18 protein-coding genes are annotated in these 19,528 nt (G+C 68.9%); 11 read left to right on the top strand and 7 right to left on the bottom strand.

The window, feature by feature from the left end; all coding sequences use genetic code 11:
* Window positions 1-13 precede the first annotated feature (13 nt).
* Window positions 14-430: a hypothetical protein gene (locus FH610_RS25990; RefSeq protein ID WP_139577451.1), complete on the top strand. Its 417-nt coding sequence runs from the start codon at window positions 14-16 to the stop codon at window positions 428-430.
* Between the two features lie 127 nt (window positions 431-557).
* On the opposite strand, the gene FH610_RS25995 is transcribed toward FH610_RS25990, so the two are convergent.
* From FH610_RS25995 to FH610_RS26005, 3 genes are all read right to left on the bottom strand, one after another.
* Entirely contained in the window at window positions 558-4,646 is a 4,089-nt protein-coding gene (locus FH610_RS25995) for a golvesin C-terminal-like domain-containing protein (RefSeq protein WP_139577452.1), read from the bottom strand.
* 636 nt (window positions 4,647-5,282) lie between these two features.
* Window positions 5,283-5,498: a tyrosine-type recombinase/integrase gene (locus FH610_RS26000; RefSeq protein WP_205826085.1), complete on the bottom strand. Its 216-nt coding sequence runs from the start codon at window positions 5,496-5,498 to the stop codon at window positions 5,283-5,285.
* A 132-nt stretch (window positions 5,499-5,630) separates the two neighbouring features.
* Window positions 5,631-6,140 carry a hypothetical protein gene (locus tag FH610_RS26005; RefSeq protein ID WP_139577453.1) on the bottom strand — a complete coding sequence of 170 codons (510 nt, stop codon included), beginning with the start codon at window positions 6,138-6,140 and terminating at the stop codon, window positions 5,631-5,633.
* 711 nt (window positions 6,141-6,851) lie between these two features.
* Here FH610_RS26005 and FH610_RS26015 point away from each other — a divergent pair.
* From FH610_RS26015 to FH610_RS26030, 4 genes are all read left to right on the top strand, one after another.
* Window positions 6,852-7,688 (top strand): MBL fold metallo-hydrolase, encoded by an 837-nt coding sequence (locus FH610_RS26015; RefSeq protein ID WP_139577454.1) that lies wholly within the window; start codon window positions 6,852-6,854, stop codon window positions 7,686-7,688.
* A 625-nt stretch (window positions 7,689-8,313) separates the two neighbouring features.
* Window positions 8,314-8,622 carry a hypothetical protein gene (locus FH610_RS44650; protein WP_240809199.1) on the top strand — a complete coding sequence of 103 codons (309 nt, stop codon included), beginning with the start codon at window positions 8,314-8,316 and terminating at the stop codon, window positions 8,620-8,622.
* Complete coding sequence (locus FH610_RS44655; protein ID WP_240809200.1) at window positions 8,619-8,912, top strand: hypothetical protein; 294 nt, start codon at window positions 8,619-8,621, stop codon at window positions 8,910-8,912. The genes FH610_RS44650 and FH610_RS44655 overlap by 4 nt, the downstream gene beginning before the upstream one ends.
* Window positions 8,913-10,063: 1,151 nt before the next feature.
* Window positions 10,064-10,336, top strand: coding sequence for a helix-turn-helix domain-containing protein (locus tag FH610_RS26030; RefSeq protein WP_205826086.1), 273 nt, complete (start codon window positions 10,064-10,066; stop codon window positions 10,334-10,336).
* Window positions 10,337-10,477: 141 nt separating this feature from the next.
* Here the strand turns inward: FH610_RS26030 and FH610_RS26035 are convergent, their stop codons facing one another.
* The 3 genes from FH610_RS26035 to FH610_RS26045 form a co-directional block, all read right to left on the bottom strand.
* The gene (locus FH610_RS26035) at window positions 10,478-10,684 is read right to left on the bottom strand and encodes a cold-shock protein (RefSeq protein WP_036324202.1); all 207 of its coding nucleotides are present in this window, start codon (window positions 10,682-10,684) and stop codon (window positions 10,478-10,480) included.
* Between the two features lie 207 nt (window positions 10,685-10,891).
* Window positions 10,892-11,206 (bottom strand): PP2C family protein-serine/threonine phosphatase, encoded by a 315-nt coding sequence (locus tag FH610_RS26040; protein ID WP_205826066.1) that lies wholly within the window; start codon window positions 11,204-11,206, stop codon window positions 10,892-10,894.
* 290 nt (window positions 11,207-11,496) lie between these two features.
* Entirely contained in the window at window positions 11,497-12,210 is a 714-nt protein-coding gene (locus FH610_RS26045) for a LysR family substrate-binding domain-containing protein (RefSeq protein ID WP_240809201.1), read from the bottom strand.
* A 54-nt stretch (window positions 12,211-12,264) separates the two neighbouring features.
* Here FH610_RS26045 and FH610_RS26050 point away from each other — a divergent pair, with 54 nt between their 5' ends.
* The 4 genes from FH610_RS26050 to FH610_RS26065 all read left to right on the top strand — a co-directional run bounded on the left by FH610_RS26050 (window position 12,265) and on the right by FH610_RS26065 (window position 16,757).
* Complete coding sequence (locus FH610_RS26050; RefSeq protein WP_139577457.1) at window positions 12,265-12,630, top strand: DUF5997 family protein; 366 nt, start codon at window positions 12,265-12,267, stop codon at window positions 12,628-12,630.
* A gap of 133 nt (window positions 12,631-12,763) precedes the next feature.
* A complete protein-coding gene (locus FH610_RS26055) occupies window positions 12,764-14,770 on the top strand; it encodes a sensor histidine kinase (protein WP_139577458.1) in 2,007 nt (668 codons plus the stop codon).
* Complete coding sequence (locus FH610_RS26060; protein ID WP_205826067.1) at window positions 14,767-15,420, top strand: response regulator; 654 nt, start codon at window positions 14,767-14,769, stop codon at window positions 15,418-15,420. The genes FH610_RS26055 and FH610_RS26060 overlap by 4 nt, the downstream gene beginning before the upstream one ends.
* Before the next feature lie 77 nt (window positions 15,421-15,497).
* Entirely contained in the window at window positions 15,498-16,757 is a 1,260-nt protein-coding gene (locus tag FH610_RS26065) for an alpha/beta hydrolase (protein ID WP_139577459.1), read from the top strand.
* Window positions 16,758-17,211: 454 nt separating this feature from the next.
* On the opposite strand, the gene FH610_RS26075 is transcribed toward FH610_RS26065, so the two are convergent.
* Complete coding sequence (locus FH610_RS26075; RefSeq protein WP_139577461.1) at window positions 17,212-17,535, bottom strand: hypothetical protein; 324 nt, start codon at window positions 17,533-17,535, stop codon at window positions 17,212-17,214.
* 209 nt (window positions 17,536-17,744) lie between these two features.
* Here FH610_RS26075 and FH610_RS26080 point away from each other — a divergent pair, with 209 nt between their 5' ends.
* Window positions 17,745-18,629, top strand: a complete 885-nt coding sequence (locus FH610_RS26080; protein WP_139577462.1) for an SDR family oxidoreductase — start codon at window positions 17,745-17,747, stop codon at window positions 18,627-18,629.
* A gap of 19 nt (window positions 18,630-18,648) precedes the next feature.
* The gene (locus FH610_RS26085; RefSeq protein WP_139577463.1) at window positions 18,649-19,524 is read left to right on the top strand and encodes an NAD(P)H-binding protein; all 876 of its coding nucleotides are present in this window, start codon (window positions 18,649-18,651) and stop codon (window positions 19,522-19,524) included.
* Window positions 19,525-19,528: the final 4 nt, after the last annotated feature.

Raw genomic sequence — 19,528 nt, forward strand, 5'->3', positions numbered from 1 at the left:
AAACGGAGACATCATGAAGACCACACGGAAGCTCGCCGCAGCGGCGACCACGGCCGCCCTGGGCCTCAGCGTCCTCACCGCCTCGCCCGCCGAGGCCGGCGTCACCCGCAGCTTCAGCGAGTCGGCCTCCGATGGCAGCGCCAGCTGGGGCACGATCACCTTCAGCAACTACTCGTGGAGCGTGGACGCGTACATCTACCGCGACTCGAACGCCACGATCACGCTGGAGGTTTGCGGCCATCAGACCCTGAACAACGGCAGCTGGGGCCTGCTGACCTGCAAGTCGGCCAGCAACGGCGGCTCTATCGGCTCGACCCGGCACGTCACCACCCTCAGCGGATCCGCGGACTGGGCCAAGGTCGGCATGGTGACCACCTATCTCTACGTCAACGGCGTGTACGCCGACGGGGACTGGAACTACGCGTTCTGACCTGGCCGGACGAACGGCGACCCGGGCCGCTCCCAGCGGCCCGGGTCGCCGGCAGCGCCTCCACGGGGAGGGACGGTGAGGCGGGGCGCCTCCATACGAGGTGCCCGCCTCACTGTCTCTGATGTGTCTACCAGCCTGTGTAGTTCACCTCGGAGCTACGGAGGTGGTTGCCGAGCACGGTGGCGAACTCCGTCGCCCCTCTCTTGGTGGGGTGCATGGAGCTGCGGCTCGCGCAGCGCACTCCGTCGCTGATGCAGCCGTCGAAAAGGTCACCGAAGTCGCCCGGGCCGGTCTTGGTGAACATGACGGGGTTGATCCATCTGTCGCTGTCGCACATCCCGTGCCCGGTGAACGCCGGCATGGAGTCGGCGAAGGACACCTCGAGCCCGGCGTCCCTCAGGATCCGGATGGTGTCCTTCGTCTCGTTGACCAGGTACTCGGCGACCCCGTGCAGGGTCGCCCGCTCGTAGGTGTCGAAGTGCGCGCAGTCCGGCGCGGTGCCGAACACGTCCGGATAGCCCATGAGCACGATCTTCGCGTCCTTCCCGCGGGCCGCGTCGCCGTTCTTCGTCTGGGTCTCGATCTGCTGGAGGACGTTCGCGACATTCGCCGGTTCTCCCGACAGCGTCCGGTAGTTGAGCACGGCGGGGATGTCGGCCTCGAAGTGACCGTCGTCGTCGTTGCAGTTGAGGACGTAGCACTCCAGGATGACGTCGGACCACCTCGCGTCGTTGGCGCCGATCGACAGGGCGACCAGCGTCGTGTTCTTGTTCAGGAAGCCGCTGTTGAGCTGGGCAGCCTCCCGGAACCTGCCGTCCGCGTGCCCGCGGTAGTCCGACCAGGATCCGATCGGCTCATCCATCCACCAGTACTGCTCTTTGGTCATGTCCAGCGTCCAGGCGCCGGAGCAGGCCACGAACGCGAAGTCCAGCTTCGGGTCGAAGGAGTCGGCGAGCTGGCCGATGGTCTGGGTCTCACCCGGCAGGACCGTCTGCCTGATCCAGGCGTCCTTGCTGCGCCGGCAGGCGTTCCACCTGGGGGTCTTGTACTCGAAGTCGGTCTCGGGGTAGTAGTTGCCGACTCCTTCGCCTGAGGTGATGGAGTCACCCATGGCGACGACGAAATGCTTGGGTCGCTTCGCGAGCACCTGGAAGGCGATCGCGTCCCAGGAGATGGCCGACGTGCCGTCGCCTTCCAGGTTCAGGTTGGTGAGCGACACCTTCGGGGTCCCGACGAACTGGAAGACGCCCAGGTTGTACCACTGGTTCTGCTCCCGGCTCTGGTTGAGGTAGCGGGTCTCCGTGACGCCGTTGCCCAGGTCGACCTTGTACGGAGCCTGCTGCGTCTCCGCACGCCGTTTCGGGATGTGGACGAGGACACGGGCCCACCCGTTGATGGCCTGGTCCGGCTGCCAGGTGCCGGTCACCTGCATCACGCCGCCGTTCCTGGACCACGTCCGCGTGTACCCGAACCACTCATGGCCGCCGAACCCGTTGCCGAGCTGCTGGAAGTCGGCCCTGGCGGGCACCCTGCCCGCGGAGTCGGTGGCGAATTCGAACGTCAGGGTGCCGTGGTTGGTCCACCCGGAGTTGTCGCAGCCGCCGCGGATCGCCGGGACGGTCACGTCGTCGACGATCAGGACCTTCGTCGTGTCCCCGGTGACCGGTGGGAGTCCCGGCGTCAGGCACGGCGTCCACTGGTCGGTGGGCTCGACGCGTTCCGTTCCGGCCCAGGTCGAGTCGTACCGCAGTGACGCCTCGTTGCCGCACGCCGACGGGCAGGTCTTCCACGTCTTGGGCAGGTGCCACCAGCACTTGGAGTCCGCCCGCTGGCACGTGCCTGGCCTGTTGTTCGAGGGCGGCTGGCATTCGTTGTTGTCGGGTCCCGCGGAAGCCGGCACGCAGAAGGCGTTGACGTCCACGAACGACGTGTTGAGGACGATGGGCACGACCTTGGTGCGGTCGCTGACGGAGGTCCACCAGGCGTAGTTGTACCCGCCCTCCGTGACGAGCTTGTTCGTGGCGGGGTCCAGGTAGGTCTTGGTGATCGGCCACGCCGCCCAGCCCAGCACCTTCTCCTGGTAGGGCCAGTCCTGCGGGTGCGCGGCGTCGGCGTAGCTGTTTCCGTCCAGGAACGGGTGCCGGTCCTGCCGGTAGGCGGGGTTGGCGGGGTTGTTCAGCCAGCCCACACCCCACGCGCCGTTGTTCGGCTGGTTGTTGTCGTCCCGTCCCCACGCGTCGGCCTTGGCGTGCCAGCCCGAGTTGTACGCCCAGACGGCGAGATACCAGTTCTCGATCTTCGACGGGTCACCGTCGTTGATCTCCGCCATCCCGTCGGTGTCGGTCCAGATCTGGTTCCACTTGCTCGCCAGGGTGGACATCCCCGCGGCGATGTTGGTGACGTAGTCGAGGGCCACCCGCTTCTGCTTGTTGGCGTCCCACCTGGGGTCACCCGTTCTCATGTTGTCGGTCTGCTGGGAGATGCCGTACCCGCAGTCGGCCTTGGAGAAGTCGACCGCCCAGTCGTTGGTGGGGTCGCTGTCGTAGATGTTCACGCCGTAGTAGTTGCCGACGAGCGGGTTGCCGGTCTCGCCCTCCTGCACACTCCGCTGGGCCTGCCAGAGGTTGGACTCCTGCGCGAGGATGCCGAACATGATCGACACAGGGATGCGGCCGCCTCCCTGCAGGTCCGGGGCGGGGAACTCGGTCTGCGGGTTCCACCCGGGCAGCCCCGAGCCCTTCCAGTTGTTCGGGCGCGTCACCTGCAGCCGGTTCTTGAAGACGAGCTGGTCCACCGCCCACTCCACCTGGCGCCAATGCGGCTGGTACGCCTGGATCGCCGGGTCGTTGCGCGGGACGGCGCAGGTGTAGCCCTGGTCGACGGTCCCGGTGACGGCCGCGGTCACGGCGGCGCCCGCCGTCTTGGAGGTCAGCGCCAGCCGGGGGTTGGCCACACGTCCCGAGGAGGCGTCGGGGGCGAGGTCCGCGCCGGGCTGCACCTCGAAGCCGACGTCCGCCTTCGTCGCGACGACCCGCGCGGTGATGTCGACGGGCTCCCCGTCCGGCATGTCAGGGCTGACGCCGCGCTTGTCGTCGCCCTGGGAGGCGGCGGGGTCCGGCCGCCCGGCGGGTGGGGCGCCGGGTCCGGCGCGCAGTCCTCGCCGCGCCGCCGCCGTGATCGCCAGACCGCCCTCCGAGGACACGTCGGCCGTCGCCGGCGCGTCCAGCACCGACACGGCCTGGGGCAGGGCGCCGCGCCGCTCGGTCTTGCCCACGAGGAAGACGCGGCCGTTCGTGCCGGCGTGCACCGCCAGCTCGCCCAGGGGACCCGACGCCAGCTCCCGGGTCTCCCCGCGCAGGTACTGCCGGATCGTAACGGTCGCGCCGTCGCGCGCCGCGAAGGCCACGCCGCCGTCGGCGGTCGCGCGGAGGTCGAAGGGCACCGAGCCCGTGTCCGCGAGCTGCTTCAGCTCGCCGCCGGTCCGCACCTCCACGAGCCGCCGCCCGTGCGCCGCCACCAGCGTGTCTCCCACGGGGACGGCCGAGGTGACCTGGCCGGAGGCCACGACGGCCCGGGTCACGCGCTTGGTGGCGGTGTCCACCATGAGCAGGCGCGTGGTGTCGCGCTGCTCGCTGACGCCCTGCGTGAGCGCGACCGTGTCACCGGCGCCGCAGCCCGGGTTGAAGTAGGCGAGAGTCACCTGGTCCTTGAGCTTGGTGACCGCGCCGGTCTCGGCGTCGATGATCGCGGCGAACGCGCCCCGGCTGAACAGCCAGGACCGGTTGGTGAAGTGGCGCGGCGCGTAGACGGCCACGATCTTCTTGCCGGATCCGGTCAGGCAGGCGTTGCCGATCCACTGGTCGGTGTCCATGCCGGGCTCGCTGAGCGTGGCGACGGTCCGCCACTGGTAGCCCGTTCCGGCCGTCGCCGTGAGCACGTGGAACCCGGTCGCGTCGCCGGCCGTGGTGACGGCGACATCGGTGGACTTCTGCCAGTTCGCGCCGAGCACGCGGTCACGCTGGGCCGGCTGGACGGACGATCGGTCGAGGTGTTCCGGCCGGTCCGCGGGCGGCTGGGCGGACCCCGGGGCGGCGGAGGCGGCCGGCGGGCTGGGCGCGGGGGCGGCCAGTGCGATGTTCGCGGGGGTGGTCAGTACGGACAGACAGGCGGCGATCGTGGCGCCGAGAAGCGGCAGCCGTCGCCGGTGGTGTCTCATAACGCTCCAGGGGTCGGTATGACGGTGAGACAAGGAGAGAGGAGAACCGAAGGCCGAAACCGTCACGCCGGGCGACGCCGGCCTATAAGGTCTCCGACAGCATCGCGAGACCGGCTTGACACGGGCTTGCCATTCGCGGCCGTGCGCGCGCCTCACCAGGCCTGCGCGGCCGGGGCGTGCGGCCCTCGGGGCCAGGGGGCGTCAAGGTCCCGTCAAGCGAGCCCTTTCTCCCCACCGCACCGTCGAGACGGGAACCTGCCTGGTCGAGATCCGCCGCAGCCGTGGCCTGACTCAGCAGCAGGTGGCTGTAGCCGTTCCCAGCTCCATGAAAGGCGCGTAGGCAAGCCGGCGGTGGTCAAGCGATGCGTGTTCGCTCGCTGGTTACTCGCGTGTACGCGATACGGCACTGCACGCGACGTCATTACCCGGCAGAGCTCTGGGGACGATGACGGATGGAATGGTAGAAGGTGGCACGCGGTGGCAGCGGACGGCACCGATCAAGGGCACTTTTAATCCGTCAGTTCAAGGTTCGAGTCCCTGGCGCCCCACCCTCAATGAGCTGGGCAGACTCCCGAATCATGATCGATCGGAAGCCTGCCCGGTTGCATTTCTGGTCGCAGTTGTGCACTCGCCGGTTCAGTCGTCCCTCAGTGCCCGGCCCATCCGCGCCATGGCGTCGCCGGCCAGGTTCTCGGTGAGGTGGGTGTAGCGCTTCGTCGTGGTGAGCTGGGAGTGGCCGAGGATCACCTGAACGACCCGCATGTCTATCCCCTGCTCCAGGAGCAGCGTCGCCGCCGTGTGCCGGGCGTCGTGGACCCTGGCGTCCTTCTCGACCTCGGCCAGCCGGAGCAGTTCCTTTCACTCCCCCCAGTCCTGCCGCGAGTCGATCGGGCCGCCGTCCGGGCGATCGAAGGTCCGGGACTTCGTTCCTCAGCCCCGGCCCATCGGATTACTCAAGTCTGTCGAGGGAGCCATGCCGCACGTCTAGGCTTCATCTGACGCAGGTATTTGTCTTGGGGAATCCTCGCGTAGAAGAGGATCTCCGGTAACACCTAGGTCGTTCCTGGCGGATTCCATCATGAGATAGCGATACTGCCGCTTCACGGCCGGGTCGATGACATCCGCAGGTCTCCTCAGACTGATATGCAAAGCGCGAGTGTAGTTGTGCGCATTCTGAGCCATGCTAGGCGAACAAAAGAGTTCGACACTCTTTTTGGCAAGCCACAGCTGATGAAGGGCTTCTTCCGTATTTGACGAAACAGTCGAAACGCCGCACTCGACTTGCCTGTCAAGGATCATTTCTACGCGCTGAGCTGCTTCAAGAAATGACAGGATGGCAGATTTTTGCTCAGCGCGTTCTGCTATCCGCTTCTCGTTTGCTAGACGTTTGGAGTCCACGCGAGTGCCCAGATATTGGCCAAGCAGCGTGCCGCACGTCCCAAGCAGCACCCCCAGCAGGGGCAGCAGAGTTGCACTCATAGTCTTCCAGTCCATGCGCCGATGATCGCAAGAACGAGCGCGGTCCGCACGCACGCGTGATGGCTACAGCCCTGTAGGTATAGCGACGCGGCCCGGGCGGGTCTTACGAGATATCCCGTCATCGAGCGGGCTCGGCGACGCTTCTCAGCGCCGCTCCTGCGCCGAGGGCGGCAGCGAGGTAGGCCGCGTTCAGGCGCTCGAGAACGCTCGGTGATCGCGCTGGGGATTCGGGGCCAAGGTGCTCGCGGCGAAGCTCGTCCATGAACTCTTGCCAGAGCGCGGGGCCCGCCTTGCTCGAGCGGCTCGGCGCGAATGCGCAGCGCGGAGCCCGTGGGCCGGTGGCGAAGTCCCCAGCTGCGAGCTGCGCGAACACGGATACGAGTTGGATCGCGGGTTCGGTCAGGCTGCAGCGCGCCCGCCGGCCGGGTCGCGTGTCCTCACGGGTGAGCAGTCCCGGCTCGACGATTCGCTTGAGTCGGTGGCGAGAATATTCGAGGCGATCCCCTCGATTGAGTTGGCCTGCAGCTCTCGAAAATATCGGCGGTTCCCGAAGACGATGTCGCGGAGGACGATCAGGCTCCAGCGATCGCCGAACATCTCGATGGCGGCGTTGATCGGGCGCCCCGACCGCGGCTCATTCGCTTCGCCCGTACTGCTTGCAATATGCCACCGCCCGGTACTACCGTCTCGACGAGCGGTTGCAAATCACAAGCGGAAGGGGCCACCGTGCTGAGGCAGGTCGCGGACGGTGTGCTGATCCACGAGAGCGAGTTCCTCCAGAGCAACGCCATTGTCGTGCAAGGCCGCGCCGGCGTGTTGCTCATCGACCCCGGGGTGCAGGACCACGAAATGGCCTGCCTTGCGAACGACCTGTCCCATTCGGGCCAGACCGTTGTGGCCGGCTTCTCGACGCATCCTCATTGGGATCACCTACTCTGGCACGCCCAACTCGGTGCGGCCCCTCGTTACGGCACGGCCCGCTGCGCGGCCACTGTCCGAGATCAGCTGTCCGACCCGGGTGCGAAGGCCCGCATCACCGCCCACCTGCTCTCGACGGGCATCGCCGAGCAGGTCCCGCTGGACCTTCTCGGCCAGATCACCGCCCTGCCCGCCGAGACGGCGCAGATTCCATGGGATGGCCCTCAAGTCCGGATCATCGAGCATCAAGCGCATGCACCGGGCCATGCGGCGCTGTTCATCGAAGAACGCGGGGTTCTCGTCGCCGGCGACATGCTCTCCGACGTCTTGATTCCGATGCTCGACTCGAACGACACCGCTGACCCGATCGAGGACTACCTCGCAGCGCTGCGGCTGCTCGATGGCGTGGCGGGCGACGTCGACGTCCTCGTCCCCGGCCACGGGTCAGTCGGCGAAGCTGATCAGGTACACGCACGGATCGACCAGGATCGGGCGTACGTGCACGCCTTACGTGACGCCCATGTTCCCAGCGACCCGCGGATCGGCCCATCGGCCAAGCCCGGCTGGGAGTGGGTAAGCGATGTACACAACGGGCAGGCCCAGCGCCTCGCCGGAAGAAGCGAGCGCGACGGGACGCCCGGCTAGTTATGGACAAGTAGCTCCGCTATACAGGCAGAAGCAGAAGCAGAAGCAGGGGCAGGGTCTCCATCTGCTGGCGCACTCGCCCCAGCAGGACCGAATGCCACCAGAGACGAGCCTCGCCAGACCGCCAGCCACCCGCGTAGGAATGCTCGGGCGGGTCCGACTGCACAACCTTGTGAATCTGATAGATGCCATCACAGGAGATCAGCTCATAGAGCACGGCCTCGCAGTCGCAGGTGTAGTCACGACTCGGTATGGCTCGCGAGGTTGCGAGACCCAAAGCAGCTTCTCCGGCTCGGATACAGCAGCCGGAGGTGTGGCGAAAGACCTCGACAATCCGGCCCCTCCAACAGGTCCGCCGGGTCCTGGCCGAGGCCCCGCAGTTTCGCGTCCCACGTGGTGCCGCGCTCGGTCCGAGGTGTCCCAAGCGGCAGGGCACTGCCCTTCGCCGTTGGGAGGCTCGTATCGCCTCCGGCGAGCGGCGAGAACGCCGACCAACCCGGGCAAACAGCGTAGCTGCCACACGCATTCGGGGAGGATAGCCGAGCCCGTGTCGGGTTCCTTACCGCAACTCTTGGAGGAGCTGAAGGGGTATTCCACTCCTGGCAGCCTCCGCGACAATCATCTCGTGATCGATCACTACCGCAATCTCTTCAACAAGCAGCAGTGGCTTGAGGACGGACTCTGCTGGACCGTAGTGCAACCCCTCAACGAAGAGATCACCGTGAGCGATCTCCTGTGGCGGCTGAACGGAGGCCGCGATCCCGAAGAACGCATCATGGAGTATCCCGTAGAGGAGGCCGGCGAACATTTCCTGCCCGTGCTCTTCGTCTACGAGGGCGAAGGAGCCTGGGGCGCTTCCTTGAGTTCTCCTACGGCTTCGCCACGCCCGACTACATCCTCGACGAACTCAGCAAAGAGGCACGCGTTTGGATGACGACCTGGCACTTCAACGGGGGGTACACGATCCTTTACGCGGCCGATGGCAGGATCAGGGCGCGGATGCGCAACTTCGTCTTCGCCGAGCACACCGTCCAGGAGGGCGATCCGAGCATCCTTGCCGAATTCCGCACCATGTTCGACCGCCTCGGCCCAGAGGATTACCGCGGCAAGCGCAGCGCGGCATTCGCCTTCATCGAGGCATCCACAGGAATGGGCATCGAAGCCGAATGGCTGGATGTGGAAGATGCGCCTGTCATCATCCTCGACAACTGGAATGAGGTATGAACCGCAGCGCTCGACTCTCGCGCTGATGAGCGTCAAACCACGCCTCTGGCAGGAGCGCTCCGACTCCGGGTGATCGTCGCGCCGAGTGCCAGGGCCGTTGATCAGTTCGGTGGCCTGGGCGTGGCGCACCTGGTGGATATCCGCGCACGCTGCCGCCCTTGCCGTGGATGCGCATGTGCTGGTCGTCCAGGCGCAGGTCTAGGTCCTCCACGTACAACCTGCACACCTCGGAGGCGCGGGCGCCGCCGACGTAGGCGGTCTCGGACCGCACCCGGTCGCGCATCCGATCCAGCGGCACGTCCTTTCGGAGCCGCCGGGTGCAGATCGCACCAGCACCTTGCCGATATCGGCCGCCGCGGCGGGGCGGGGCAGCGCCTTCCATGACGGTGGGGATCCGGTCCATTGGGTTCGCCTGCAGTCGGTCGTGGCGGACCGCCCATCGGCAGAGGGAGGCGAGGGCGGCAGGAACGAGGTCCGGCGTTGGCGGCGTTCCCGCTCGTCAACGGTGTCGCCGGAAGCCTGCCGTGCCGGACACCGGAAATCTGTACTCGCGACAGTAGACATTCGTGGCCGCTGGGGCTAGTGTTTCTCACATCGTAAGGAACGGTTCGGCCGGGCGGCGGAAGTACTAGCACCACGATGAACTGCCCGGAGCAAGACGAAGTAGGAAGTTGATGGCAGAAGGTCGGACGTGACGGGCCAGTGCAGTGTTCAGAGGCCTTGATCGTGGACGCACTGCCGCAGGTGAAGCCGGACAGTGGTCCGGAAAGAAGAGATGAAGGGAGTGTTGACGCCATCAGGATCGCCCGTAGCCGGCTGAGTCTCGCCGCTCGGGTACCGCAGTTCCACAGATAGGAAGGTGGTCTACGGTCACGCATCCGCGATCCCCGCACCACCGCCGCTCAGTACGGCGGACGCGGAAAACAATGAGCCGGCCAGATGGCCGGTAGATGGTGTTGAACTCTTCGGGGCCCCGGCGCGACAGGTGCCGGGGCCCCCTGTGCGCGTGATGGAAGGAATGTATGGATCAACCTTGCTCGGCTGCCGAGGATGACACACTCGCTCACGGCAGGACTGCGGACACGGCCGGCTCCGGGGCTGGAGACAGGGCCGAAGACCGGTTCGACGATGAGGACTACCCCGCCTACAGCATGGGCGCGGCCGCGGAGATGCTCGGTGTCAGCCCCGCGTTCCTACGGGCTCTGGGCACCGCGAAACTGATCGAGCCGAAACGCTCCAGCGGTGGCCATCGCCGCTACTCCCGCTACCAGCTGCGGCTGGCGGCGCGCGCCCGGGAGCTCGTCGATCAGGGCACTCCTGTGGAAGCCGCCTGCCGAATCATCGTCTTGGAAGACCAGCTCGCCGAGGCGCTGCGCATCAACAACGCGCGCGACCACCCCGGCCGGACACTAGGGAGTGTCTGACAAATGCTGCCCGTCGCGAGCGTGGATCCAGGTGGATGCATCGCAAGGCGGCCGATTCTCGTGCAGCAGCGATGCAGCAGCCGGAAACGTATCAGGGCCCGCACCCGTGAAGGTGCGAGCCCTGATACGTGGCGCTATTCGTCAGGCGGGAACGATGTTTTCGGCCTGAGGGCCCTTCTGGCCCTGGGTGACATCGAAGGCCACCCTCTGGCCATCGCGCAGCTCGCGGTAGCCGCCCTGAGAGATGATATTCGAGTAGTGTGCGAAGACGTCGGCGCCGCCGCCGTCCTGCTCAATGAAGCCGAAGCCCTTTTCCGCGTTGAACCACTTCACGGTGCCAGAAGCCATGTCGATCTCCTCTTGATAGGCGTAGCCGAAATCCGCACTGTCACGAATTCCGCGTTGCCGCGATAGGCCCACACCGGAGAAGACCGGCAAACAAAAAAATGCACCTGAGGCCACATACCGTCAGGTGCACACAAGTTCATTATGGGTACCACAACTGCAACTGCGTTCAACCTAGCACACGTGAGGCGTGCTACGCATACCCCGCCGCTATCCGCCTGGATGAGTCGCATTCCGCACGATCTCGTCGCACACGTCCTCCAGCGGGAGGTGGGCTATGGCCGCGGCCTGCCCCCGCAGCCGGGCCAGTCCGGTGGCCAGATCACTGCCGGGACTTTCGACGAGGCCGTCGGTGTAGAGCACGAGGATGCTCCCAGCCGGCATCGGCTCGACGGCGTCGCGCCTGGTCGATTCGACACCCAGGCGGAGCCCAAGCAGCAGGTCCTGTCTTAGTTCCAGGTAGCGGGCATGCCCGTCAGGGGTGACCAGCAGGGGCGGCGGATGCCCGGCGTTGCTCCAGCGCAACTTGGCAGGAGCCGCGCCAGCGCGGCCAGCGCGGCCAGGACCGCCCGGTCCGCCCGGTCCGGCTTCGGCCGGGCGACCTGACACCGCACCACCGCCACCTCTGCCGGAGCACCATGATCTCGGCATCCTTGGAAGCCTCGCTTCGGCCCAGCAGCACCAGCCGGCCGAACACCCGGAGCGCGATCAGATACAGGAGACGGAAAGCCCCAAGAACCGATCTTGCCCGTACCGTCGCATCAAGTCGGTCCACAGGTCAGGCACCCTGCGACGATTTCTGACGGGTACGCGGTTCAGCGGGGACGGCGGCCCTTCCTGCTCCGGCCGGTTTGCGCGCCCCGGCGACCCGACCCGCCCGGAGCGGGACTCCGCGGCTGCTTCCGCGCCTTCTCCGGGGCAGGCGCGGGAGTGCGGCCCCGCGAACTGTTCACCGTACGCCCACGGACAATGCCGATGAAGTCCTCTACCAGTTCGGTCGTCGCCTTCGTGGGCCAGGCCAGCGCGATCTGCGACTGCGGCGTCTCCACGACCGGCCGATAGGTCAGATCCTTGCGGTGATGCAGGCGCGCCAGCGACTGCGGGACCAGCAACAGCCCTGCCCCCGCCGCCACCAGCCGGATCGCCTCCGCCGTCGTGTCCGGGCGCGTGAAAGCCGGCAGCCCCGGCAGGGCCGTCCACTCAAGGGTGTCGTCCATCGGATGGAACACCTCGTCGTCGGCGAGATCGGCGACAGTCACCTCGTCGGCGGCGGCCACCATGTGATCCTTCGGCACCACGACCACGGTGGTCTCGACATAGAGAGGAATCACGCTGAGCCCATCACGGTCCACGGGCAACCGCACGAACCCGGCGTCGGCGCCGCCGTCGTGCAGGAACTTCACCGCCTCGGCGGCGGCAACGGAGACCAGGGTGAGTGGCACGTCGGGCACACGCTCGGCCCAGACGTTGGCCCATTTGGCGGGCGTCACCCCAGGCACGTAAGCCAGCCGGAACTCCCTGTCGGTCACCTCCTCAGGGTACCGATGTCAGGGGAAGCGGCTTAGCGCCGTACCCTTGACACCATGGCCAAGCTCAAGACCACTCAGACGATGAAGCCCGCGACCGCGGCCAAGAAGCTGGGTGTGCTCCTCTCGGCCACTCCCGCCGAGTTCCAGGAGGGAGTCGTCTCCAGGGATGAGCTGAACGCGCTGCAGGCCAATCCGCCGGCGTGGCTGGCCGATCTGCGGCGCAACGGGCCGCACCCCAGGCAGGTCGTCGCCGTGAAGCTGGGCGTCTCCAACTCGGGCCTGGCCAGGGGCGGCATCACCGGGCCGCTCACCACCGCCGAGATCGACGCCATCAAGGCGGAGGACCCCGAGTGGCTGAAGCGCGAGCGGTCGGTTCAGGCCGAGGTGCGCAAGGAAGCGCAGCGCCTCAAGCAGCGCTAGGGAGCAGCGATCTGATCCGGTCCGCCGCCACCTGGGCCGAAAGCACGCGGGACCTTCCATCGGGCGGGCTGGGGCGAAGAGGGCACCCGCCCCGTCTGTGCTGTCACGTGCGGAATCGTTAGGCTTGCTCGGCGTGCTGTCGGGCTGGCTGTGGTGGGTTGTGCCGCTCATCGTGACCATGGCGCTGTACGGCCTGGCTCTGCGGCAGACGGCAGGGGTGGCCGCCGGGGGCGTCGTGGTCGCGTTGGTGCTGACGGCGGGAACGGCGAGCGTCCTCGGGGAGTCACCCAGGTCCGTCACCGGCGTGACACTGCTGGCCGCCGGACTCGCCGCGGTTATCTGGGCCCTGGGCAGGGCGCGGCGGCGCGGCCGGGCGACACGCCGGGCCGCGGCCGCCTTCCGCTCGGCCGCGCCCGATGTGCCGGGCGTGGCCGCCGAGGCCGAGCGGCACCGGATCGCCGCCGAACTTCACGACACCGCCGCCCACAGACTCACCGGCATCGCGGTCGGCGCCGCCTCCGCCTTGCGTCTCGCCGACCCGGCTCTCGTGGCGGAGGCGGCCCGGTATGCCGCTGAGACCGGCCGCCTGGCCACCCAGGAACTGGAGCGGCTGACCACCAGCGGCACCGGTATCGGCTCGGCCGATCTCGCCGACGTGGACGCGTTGGCCACCGCGTGGCCAGAGCCGCGTCTCACCTACGTCAGAACAGCCGGGAGCGCCCCGCCTGAGATCGCCGCCGTCGCATGCCGAGTGGTCCGCGAGGCGCTGACCAACGCCCTGCGGTACGCACCGGGAGGCGCCGTACGGGTCGGCGTCGACCGCGAGCCCGGCCGCCTGGTCGTCACGATCGTCAACGATCCTGGCGAGCCGGTCGCGGACAACGCGAACGTGGCACGTGAACTGGGTGGTGGATACGGGCTCGCCGGGCTCAGGACGGCGGTGGCCGGCTGCGGAGGGTTCCTGTCCGCGGGGCCGGATGACCGGGGATGGGCCGTGCGCGCCGAACTCCCGCTCACCCCTGACGAGGGCCAGGCGTCGAGGTCGTACGAGTGGCGTGGCCGGCAGGCGTCCGACGCCGCGCTTGCGATCCTCGCGGTGGCGCTGTCCATCGGTACGAGCCTGTTGACGACCGACACGCCCGAGAGCCTCCCCGGAGAGGCCGCCCTGCTGGTGCCGCTCTTCTTCGCGCACGCCCTGCCGCTCGGCCTGCGCAGGCGGGCGCCGCTTCTCAGCCTGGCGGCGGCGTTGTCGGTCTACCCGGTCCTGCTCGCCGCCGGACTCGCCGGCTGGACGAAGCAGCCCGCAGGGGACCTGTTCCTGTGGTGCCTGTGGGTCGAGCTGGCGCTGCTCTACGCGTTGGGCGCGTACGGCCCTCACAGCGCGTACGGCCCTCGCGCACGCCGGCGGTGGGGGGCTCTCGCCACGGCGGCTGTGGGGGCGATAGGCGGGCTTGCTCTGGCGTGCGGACCGGGGATCGTGGGAGACCGGGCGGCCGCGTGGGCGGTGCTGGCCCTGGGCGTCGCGATCCCGTCGGCGGTGGCGTGGGCGCTCGGCCTGGCGGTGGGGTCAAGGCGTGCGCGGCGCCATGCGGCCGTGGCTTGGGAGCGGGATCTGCTCGGCCGCGAGACGGCGACGGTCGTGCTGGCGGAGCGGAACCGGCTGGCGGCGGGCCTGCGCCGTACGTCCCTGCGCCATGCCAGGGCCATCGTGACCGCGGCGGACGCGGGCCGGCTGGACACTGTGCTGGCCGAGGCCAGGGCCGGGCTGGCCGCGCTCAGGGAGTCGCTCGGCGAGCTGCGCCGCCAGAGCGGCGACGACCCGCCCCCGACCATCGATGGAATCGCCCTGCTCGCCGCGCGGCACCAGGGCACCGTCCGGTACGCCAGAGCCCGCCGCGAAGCGTCCCCCAGCGTGGAGGTCGCCGCGTTCAGAGTGGCCGAGTTGCTGCTGCGCGGCTGCACACGGGATGAGCGGGAGATCACCCTGACCTGCCGCGCCGACGGCGTCGCGGTCTCGGGGCCTTCCGCCGCCGCGGGCGGGGATCGGCGGGTTCGCGCGCTGGCCGACGCGGCGGGAGGTAGCGTCTCGGACGCCGGGGACGGGACGGTGAGGGTGTGGCTTCCGGAGGTGCTCCCTTGATCAGGGTGACGGTCGCCGACGACCAGGCGGTGGTGCGGGCGGGCATCGCCGCGGTCCTGAACGCCGAACCCGATCTGAGCGTCGTGGGCCAGGCCGCGGATGGGGAGGCCGCCGTGGCGCTGGCCGTGTCGCTGCGGCCCGATGTGGCGCTCATGGACATCCGGATGCCGGGCCTCGACGGGTTGCGGGCGACCGCCCGGATCGGAGCAGAAGCGCCGGGCACGCGGGTGGTGGTGCTGACGACGTTCGGCCTCGACGAGTACGTGTTCTCGGCGCTGAGGGCCGGCGCCGGCGGATTCCTGCTCAAGGATGCCGAGCCGGAGCGGGTCGCCGACGCGGTCCGGGTGGTGGCCTCGGGAGACGCGCTCCTCGACCCGGGGGTCACCCGACGCCTCATCGATCGGTTCGCGTCCGAGCCGGAACCTCGTGACGCCGCCGTCCTCGGGACGCTCACCCGGCGCGAGACCGAGGTGCTGACGCATGTCGCCCGCGGTCTCACCAACGCCGAGATCGGCGAGGTTCTCCGGATCAGCCCCTCGACCGTCAAGGACCACGTCGCGGTGATCCTCGCCAAGCTCGGCGTCCGCGACCGCCTCCAGGCGACCATCGCGGCATACGAGACCGGCCTGATCCGCCCGGGCAGGCGCTGACCCCCGCCGTACGGCGGGGGTGACGACGGTTCCGCGGGAGGAGGTCGACGGGGGTTCGGCTTCCTAGCGTGGCTCGCATGAGATCCAACCTGTTGTCCGGCGGCGCGTTGTCGCTCGCCGGGGTGATCGCGGCGGCCGTGGCCGGGACGGCGGCCTTCGTCGGGACAGCCGCCGTCGTCCCGGCCGTGATGGTGTTCTCCGCGGCCGGCGTCGTTGCGGCGGCGGCGACCGCCTGGGTGTTCGGGCGGGCCGCGACAAGGCGGCTCGGCAGCCCGCGGGCGCTGTGGCCGTACGTCGCCGGCGTCGTGCTCGTGACGGCCGGGCCCGCGGCCCTCGCGGTGATGCGCCCCTTCCCCGTGCCGCCGACGGCCGCGGCCCCGCCCGGCGTCTCCCACTGGGACCTGCCCACGGGATCCCGCATCGCCTACGTGAAGATCGCCGCGTCCGGCAAGCCGCGCCCGACACCCGTGATCTTCTTGCACGGCGGCCCGGGGACCCCCGGAGAGGGCGTCCCGGAGGCCGGGTGGGAGCTGGCTGCGGCCGGTTTCGACGTTTACGCCTATGATCAGCTCGGCGCCGGCCGCTCCACCCGGCTGGCCGACGTGAGCGGCTACACCGTCGCCCGGCACGTCGCCGATCTGGAGGCGATCCGCCGTGCGATACACGCAGAGAAGGTCATCCTCGTGGGCAGGTCATGGGGCGGGACCCTCTCCGCGGCATACATGGCCGCCCATCCCAGCCACGTCGCCAAAGCCGTGCTCACCTCACCGGGCGCGATCTGGGAACCGGCCTTCCCCGACGGGACGGGCGGTCCCTGGGACCGTCTCCCCCCGGCCCAGGCCGAACGCGCCGACGAGCTGACTTCCAATCCCCGGTTCCTCCTCCAAGCGCTCCTGCTCCAGGTCAACCCGGCTGCCGCGCACGCACTCGTGCCCGACGCCGAGGCCGACGCGTACTTCCGCGAACTGCTGATCACGGCCAAGGACGCCACCGGATGCCCCGGAAGCCCGCCCGCCCTCGTCCACGGCAACCCGCCCGGCTTCTACACCAACCAGATGACGTCCGGCGACGCCGCCACCGTCCCCGACCCGCGTCCGGAACTGCGGACCGTCCATGTGCCCACACTCATCGTGCGCGGCGAGTGCGACTACCTGAAATGGGCGGTCACCTACGAGTACCGGCGCACGCTGCCCGAGTCGACCCTCGTCTACGTGCGCGGCGCCGGACATTCGATCGCCAACGGCCGCCCTGACCTCTACCGCGACCTGCTCATGACGTTCCTTCTCGACCGCCCGCTGCCCCTCCCGCCGGTCGCGTCGGCGGACCGACCCGCCTGACCCGCGTGGCTCCGCCTGGAACAGCCCGGGGCTCTTGCGAGGCGGCTCAAATCCTGTCGCCCATGCCGAGTGATCGGCCTACTCTGGCCGTATGGCCCATGGAAAGACCTCCTTCGTCTGCTTGCCGTGCCGAGCCTCGTACAAGCAGCCGTTTCCAGGTCTGGGCCTCGACGAGCGGCTCTGCCCTCGATGCGCCCAGCCGCTTGTCCATGTCGGCTCCGCCTTCGCGGCGCCGCGCCGTAGGGACAGGGCAGGCTGGCGGACGCTCTCGGTGCTGCTGCACGCGGGTGTCCGCTTTCACAAGAGTTGTTGTGGGGGCCCTGGTTACCGCCCACGCTCGCTCGGCGAGGTGCGCGCACGGATGGCGTACGCCCGGAGAACCGGAGAAGCCTTCTCCACAGCTCTGGTGCGCCGCGAACTGCCCTAGCCGAGACCTCGTAGCGCCTTTCCAGGGTCAGGAGGTCGTGCACGTCAGAGCCTGATGGTTGTCGACGAGAACGGGGGCACCCGTCACCGGGTTGAGCATGTACCAGTAGGTCCAGTGATCGTAATGGCGCCGGTAGACGTAATACCCGATGTGCTGCGGCACGTCGATCACCTCGCTGTACTGGTACGTGTACCACTCCCAGTGACCAGTCGAGTAGTTGATGTGGTAGTCCTCCGGCGAGCAGGTGAAATAGGACGTGGCGCTCGCTGGAGCGGCCAGGACGACGGCCACGACGGGCGCTGTGAGCGTGATGGCGGCGATCGTGGCCAGCCGTCTCCTCAACCAGCTCATGCAACCTCCCGGGATCGAGAAACGTGATCGAGACGCTAACGGGCCCCGTTGCGCGATCCGGTGGTCGAGAACACGCGAACATCTGAGCGTGGTCGCCGCCCGCGACGTCACACTTCGCTCCCCGCCGGTCCTCTTAGGAGGCGTGACCGTTCCCGTACGCGCACAGCGGGCGGGACGGCGTGATCCACGGCGACAAGGAGCACCTCGGCATGACCGTTCTCGTCACCGGAGCCACCGGCACCGTCGGCCGGCAGGTCGTCCGGCATCTACTGGAGCAGGGCCGGAAGGTGCGGGCGCTGACCCGCGACCCCGGCCGGGCCGTCCTGCCGTACGGCGTGGAGGTGGCGGCGGGTGACCTCACCGACGCCGCCGGCCTGGAGGCGGCCTTCGACGGCGTCACCGCCGTCCACCTGATCAATTTCGGTGTCGGCTACCGGCCTCTCGCCAACGGACGCGACATCGTCGCTCTCGCGGAACGGGCCGGGGTCGGCAAGGCCACCGTCCTGGGCGGCTGGCAGGAGGGCACGCTGGAGCCGGCCGTAAGGGCGAGCGGCCTGGAGTGGACCTTCCTGCGGCCGATGCAGTTCATGGCCAACTTCCTGAACGACTGGGGCGAGTCGCTGCGGACCACCGGGCGGGTGCGTGAGCCGTACGGCGATCGCCAGAGCCCGCCGGTCGACGAGTACGACATCGGCGCCGTCGCGGCGGCCGTGCTGACGCAGGACGGTCACGGCGGCAGGTCCTACCACCTCACCGGCCCCGAGGTGCTCACCCCACGGCGGATGGTCGCGATCATCGCCGAGGCGACCGGCCGTGACCTGCGGTTCGAGGAGCTCACCCCTGACCAGGTGCGCCGCGAGTGGAGCGTGCCGGGCCGGCGTCCGCCGCTGTCCCTCTTCCGCGCGTTCGCCGAGGCCGCGGGAGCCGACGAGGCGGACCTGGTGGAGAGCCTGCTGCGGATGTACGGCACGCCCAACGAGTACGCCACCACTTTGACCGACCACGTGGAGCAGGTCGTCGGCCGTCCGCCGCGCACGTTCGCCCAGTGGGCCGCCGAGCAGGCCCATCACTTCCTGCCCACCAACCCGCGCTGACCGGACGTAGGCGAAAACCATGATCCTCATCACCGGCGCGACCGGCGCCATCGGGCGTCTCGTCGTCCAGCGACTCGTCACAGAAGGCGCCCGCGTACGCGCCGTGAGCCGCTCCCCGCGCGACGCGGCCCTGCCGCACGGGGTGGAGGTCGTCCAGGGCGATCCGGCCCGGCCCGGCACGACGGCCGAGCACTTCGCCGGCGTCGAGGCGGTCTTCCTGCACTCGCGCACCTTCGGCGACTCCGCCGACCGGCTCCTCGCGCTGGCCGCCGAGCGGGGCGTGCGCAAAGTGGTGGCCCTGTCGGCGATGAACATCGACGACCCGTTCGACCTGCAGCCGTCCCGCCGGCGGGGAGACCGGAACAAGGAGGCCGAGGAGGCGGCCGTCGCCAGCGGCCTGGCCTGGACCAGCCTGCGCGCCAGCGCCTTCGCCGGCAACACCCTGCAGGCGTGGGGCGCCCAGATCCGCGCCGGAGACGTCGTGCGCTACGTGCATGCGGGCTTCCGGGAGTCCGTGCTCGACGAGCGGGATCTGGCCGAGGTGGCGGCCCGCGCACTGCTCACCGACGAACTGCTCCCCCACGCACTGGCGGGCCGCCGGTTGGAGCTCACCGGGCCGGAGTCGCTGTCGCACGAGGAGATGGTGGACGTGATCGCCGCCGCGCTCGGCAGGCCCCTGCGCTTCGAGGAAGTCCCATCGCGGGCCGTCGCCGCGCACCTGATCGGCATGGGGCTGCCCGAACCGTTCGTGCGTGCCCTGATGGCCAGGTACGACCACTACGCCGGCCGCGACCAGCATCCCCCGACGGGTGAGATGGACAAGGTCCTGGGCCGTCCCGCACGGACGTACGCCGACTGGGTGGCCGACCACGTCGCCGCCTTCCGGAACGGATGAGCCT

It is taken from the genome of Microbispora catharanthi, from assembly GCF_006334915.2.
GTDB lineage: Bacteria > Actinomycetota > Actinomycetes > Streptosporangiales > Streptosporangiaceae > Microbispora > Microbispora catharanthi.